Source organism: Nitrososphaera sp., assembly GCF_050748925.1.
Classification (GTDB): domain Archaea; phylum Thermoproteota; class Nitrososphaeria; order Nitrososphaerales; family Nitrososphaeraceae; genus Nitrososphaera.
This window is the reverse complement of record NZ_JBOGQF010000140.1, coordinates 1-4,364: the sequence shown is the minus strand read 5'-3', so window position 1 is coordinate 4,364 and position 4,364 is coordinate 1. Positions and strand designations below refer to the sequence as shown.

The window sequence follows — 4,364 nt, the reverse complement described above, 5'->3', positions numbered from 1 at the left end:
CGGCTACCGCGTAGACGAGGTCACTGCCCGTCCGTAAAGCCAGCTTCCCGGTGCATGCCGTCGCAGAACGGCTTGTTCTTTGACGCGCCGCAGCGGCAGAGCGTAGTGTTCTTTTGACGCACCTTGAGCCCATTTTGCCCCCACAAGCTCGATGCCTCCAGTCACGTGATATGGCCCGTTCCTAACGACCTTGACTTGCGGCTTGCCGTCAAGGTCGCGGTACTCCACCCCGTCGACAGAGTAGATGAGGGCGCCTGACGGGCATTTCCTCACGGTGTCAATGACCTCTTGCATGGTTGCGGCTTCAGGGTCTACCCAGGGGAGCTTGTCCAGCCTAAAGACCGCCGGCAGGCCTGCGACGCACTTGCCTGCGTGCGAGCAGATGCTGCGGTTGTCGTGCACGGTACCTTTTCTGCCGACATAGTCCTTGCGCCTGTCCGGCACCTCTAACGAGTTGTCGCTTGAAAATCCTGCCGCGCTGTGCGTCCCGTCGCAAAAGGGCTTGCTCCTGGACTGGCCGCAGCGGCAGAGGGCGACGCGGCGCACAGTTGCCAGGGGAGCGCCCCGGGTGTCGACAAGGTTTTCCACAACTGCAGGCTCGGGATCGTTGACAAGGTAAAGGGGCCCGTTTGGCGCCAGGATTATTTTGGGCTTGCTCAACATGTATTGTAGCGACGCGTTTGCTATTTACTTTTTGCAGATTGCAGCGTAACTGTTTATACAAATACCGGCGAAACATCGCCATGGAGTCCAGAGTCGAGTACGCGGTGGCAAGCGAAGTCCCCGCAGGCAGGCGGCAAGAGATATTGCGATACTTCAAATTGTTTGGTTACAAGCCCGACAGCACCATCATCCAGGTGCACGTGGCAGGATTTTTCAATAAGAAAGGAGCTGCCAGGGACAGCAGGAAGAGGGCCGCCGCGGCAAAAAGGTACGGGGGGACGACGTTCACAGTCGTGGGCCGGACGCACGACCCTGCCATTTTAGAGCGGGTGATAAAGCCTAGGAACGCAAAGGAGGCGAGCCCTGGCTACATGGGCTACATGTGGATGAACAAGGATCCGGAGAAAAGGCCCCCGCACGAACTGGTGCCGCTGGACTTTGTCCCTTTGCATGTTTCATATCCGGGCGACTGGAAGGCCATGTTTGCGACAAAGGCCATGCTGCTTGCGATGCACGTCCCTTCTTCTTTTGCAGGGCAGAAAAGCCAGCTGACTAGAGCCCTGTACAGGCTCGGCAAGGGCGCAGACGCAAAAGAAGAATGGCGCTTTCTGGACGAGCTGGAAAGAATCGGGTACCGCCAAGCAATGGCCTAGCCCGGCTTGGGGCACCCTTCCATGGGCCAGATGAACACTTCTTTGCCCGGCAGCTGCCACAGCTCGTTTGCATACAGCGAGGTGTCGTCTATGTGGCACCGGTCGCACATGTTGACCACCAGGTCGCCCGGCTGCTTGCCTATCAGCTTCAGGAACTCTTGCGCGTATTGCACCGCCTGCGCGTCGGTGTCCTTTGCGACCTGCTCTGCGCGGGACTTGTCAGTAGGGATAAAGACATCAAAGTGGAGCTTGCCGCCGTCGGCATATGTGTTGTAGACCACGACCTTTTTGCGCCCGCCGTGGTATGGTTCTAGTTGCATGATATGTGCTTGAGATGGGCGGCTTTAATTTTTTTCGCCCGCATGCGGAATTTTATATAGTAGCCTCCAAATATGACAGTGTTTGCAGTCCTTCCGCCCGGGGGTAGTATGCCATGGCAGAGTTTGACAGGCGGCGCGTCGTTTCTGACATACACGGCGTCCTGAGGGGGCTGCTGTTCACCGAGACTGAGGTATTCTACTTTCACCTTGAAAACCTGGGCGTGAGCCGCGACGAGATACTTGACAGCCCGGACAAGTTTGTGAGGACGCTGCGCGACATATTTGGCAACGGCTCTTCCCTCATAGAAAGCGCCATAATAGCAGAGATGGCGAGGGGGCTGAACGTCGAGGCAAAGGAGGACCTTGCGGGGATGCTGAGGTTCCTCGGGGAGAAATCGGTGTAAAAAGATGGCTTTTGGTGGCAAGTCCAGGGACCTGACGAGGGACGACAGCACTCTTGCGTTCCTTGCCTCGTACGCGAAAAAATCAAAGGACAGCATACAGCCCCAGTTCCGCCACGGCCTAGGGATAGTGTATGAAATAGAAGGGTTCGACCTGTCTGTCGACAGAATAAAGACATACGAGCAGGAGAAACTGCTCTCAGTCGCAGGCACGAGGGCGTACCCTTCCTGCCCGAAATGCGCCAGCCTGCTTTTGGCCGTGCGCCTCAACTGCCCCGACTGCAAAAAGTCGTCGCTGGCAAGGTCCGAGATAATGATACACTACGAGTGCGAGTATTCAGCGCCGGTCGAGGAATTCGTCTCGCCAAAGGACGCTGAATATGTATGTCCAAAGTGCTCCAAGCACATGAAGAGGGTCGGGATAGAGTACGGCAAGCCCGGCATCGGCTTCAAGTGCCAGGACTGCGGCAGGGTCTTTCAGTATCCCCTCGTCAACATTGCCTGCCAGGGCGGCCACGAGTCGAGGATAGACGAGGTAGACCTGAAGGCTTTTCCCGTCTACAAGGTGAATGAGGAGATCCAGAGCTTTGCAGAGGTGGCCGACTATTTCATGTCGATACAGAAGGTGCTGACCGCAGGCATTGGCGCAAAAGCAGAGGTCCTTGGCAGGGTCAGGGGAGCAAGCGGGGTCACCCACATATTCCCCCTGGTGGTTGACGGCGAGAGAAAGGTCGTGGTCGACTTTATACTGGACGAGTCCGGCTTTGACGCCAAGATATTGCAAAAGATACTGAGGGGCGCGGACCTGAAACACGTCGTCCTCCTGTTCGTGCCGGAAAACCTCGTAGGCCGGCTTGCATCCATCGTAAACCCGGAAAAGATAAAGCTGCTCGCCGTCGGCGCGGCCAGCAGCCCCGAGTCGATTGCAGCGGAGATAAAAAAGATTGTCGGCTAGGCGGATTGCGATATTTTCAGCCGCCATGGCAGGCCTGGCTGCGTTTGCCGTTCTCTACCCTGCCGCATTCCTCTTCTCCCTCGTGACCTCGATTACAGTCATCTATACCGTCTGGGGCGTCTACCACGTGGCGATAACAATCTCGGGGCTAAAGCCGCCGCTCAACCCCGACACGAAACTCGACGAGTTTCCCAAGATATCGGCGATAATCCCGGCGCGCAACGAGCCAATCCTCGGCAGGACGATAGAGGTGTGCCTCAACCACATAGACTATCCCAGGGACAAGAAGGAGATAATCGTGGTGGTGGACGACGAGGGCGGCGAGAGGATCGGGTTCTGGTACCAGCAAAAGTATCCCGATGTCATCAAGCTGCTTGCAAGGAGGCAGCTGTTCCCGACAAAGCCGTCAGCCCTCAACGACGCGATGAGGCTGTGCACAGGCGACATTGTCGTCATAATGGACGTCGAGGACATCCCGGACAGGGACGTCTTTCTCAAAGCCGCCGCGGCAATAAAGAGCGGCTGGCAGGCCGTTCAGGTAATCCTGCGCATCGGCAACACGGAGGACTCGTGGATCTCCAAGGTGTTTGCGATGGAGTACGCGGGGTGGTTCCGCATAATGCTCAACGGGAGGGCCAACATGGAGATGTTTGCGCCCCTTGGCGGCACGGGCAACTATTTCAGCAGGGCAGCCCTGCGGTACGTCGGCGGGTACGAGCCGACCAACCTGGCAGAGGACGCCGAGCTTGCCATCCGGCTGAGAATAGCGCGCTGGAACGTGGGCACCATCGACGCCCGGCACTGGGAGGAGGCGCCGGTAAAGTTCAAGCCGTGGCTCAAGCAGAGGAGCAGGTGGTTTCGGGGCTGGATGCAGAGCTTTTGGAAGTATTCCGGCGTGCTCTTCAAGCCGACAGTCGCGCGGAGGATGGGCCTTTCCGGCATATTTTCTGCACTGGTCATGCTGATAAGCCCGCTCATAGTCGTCCTCAACTGGATTTCATATGGCGTGACGGCGTACTGGCTGCTGGAACAGGCAGGCGTTCTTCCGCAGGTCACGGCAGGCGTCATACCGTTCTGGAGCATAATACCGCTCTGGTTCAACGGCCTCTACTATTACATCTGGATAAAGGGAGCGAAACTTGAAGGGATAAAGGTCAGTACAATCAGGATCCTGCCCCACATGTTCTTTTACATGAACGTGATGATGCCTATCGCGTCGCTGCGCGCGTTCTACCAGGAGTTGTTCATGCAGGTGTTCTGGGAAAAGACGACGCACCAAGGAAGGGGCGTCAAGTGGAAGGCGGCCGAGCAGCACTAGGTCTCGACCATTATTTTGTCTCGCTTCGCCGCAAAGGTCTTGACCCTCGTTATG

Annotated in this window: 6 protein-coding genes; 4 read left to right on the top strand and 2 right to left on the bottom strand. The window is 57.1% G+C overall.

Annotated features, from left to right (window positions below):
* Positions 1–3 precede the first annotated feature (3 nt).
* Entirely contained in the window at positions 4–660 is a 657-nt protein-coding gene (locus tag ACREAY_RS10150) for a (4Fe-4S)-binding protein (protein WP_431755660.1), read from the bottom strand.
* A gap of 83 nt (positions 661–743) precedes the next feature.
* On the opposite strand from ACREAY_RS10150, the gene ACREAY_RS10145 reads away from it, so the two are divergent.
* Positions 744–1,316: a hypothetical protein gene (locus tag ACREAY_RS10145; protein WP_431755659.1), complete on the top strand. Its 573-nt coding sequence runs from the start codon at positions 744–746 to the stop codon at positions 1,314–1,316.
* Here the strand turns inward: ACREAY_RS10145 and ACREAY_RS10140 are convergent.
* Entirely contained in the window at positions 1,313–1,636 is a 324-nt protein-coding gene (locus tag ACREAY_RS10140; protein ID WP_431755658.1) for a DUF2024 family protein, read from the bottom strand. The two genes, ACREAY_RS10145 and ACREAY_RS10140, sit on opposite strands and share 4 nt — an antisense overlap.
* A gap of 113 nt (positions 1,637–1,749) precedes the next feature.
* Between ACREAY_RS10140 and ACREAY_RS10135 the strand changes: the two genes are divergently transcribed.
* From ACREAY_RS10135 to ACREAY_RS10125, 3 genes are read left to right on the top strand one after another with little or no spacing between them, the layout of a single operon-like run.
* Complete coding sequence (locus ACREAY_RS10135; protein WP_431755657.1) at positions 1,750–2,040, top strand: hypothetical protein; 291 nt, start codon at positions 1,750–1,752, stop codon at positions 2,038–2,040.
* A gap of 4 nt (positions 2,041–2,044) precedes the next feature.
* Positions 2,045–2,992: a hypothetical protein gene (locus ACREAY_RS10130; protein ID WP_431755656.1), complete on the top strand. Its 948-nt coding sequence runs from the start codon at positions 2,045–2,047 to the stop codon at positions 2,990–2,992.
* Positions 2,982–4,310, top strand: coding sequence for a glycosyltransferase (locus ACREAY_RS10125; RefSeq protein ID WP_431755655.1), 1,329 nt, complete (start codon positions 2,982–2,984; stop codon positions 4,308–4,310). Before ACREAY_RS10130 ends, ACREAY_RS10125 begins: the two co-directional genes overlap by 11 nt.
* Positions 4,311–4,364 lie beyond the last annotated feature (54 nt).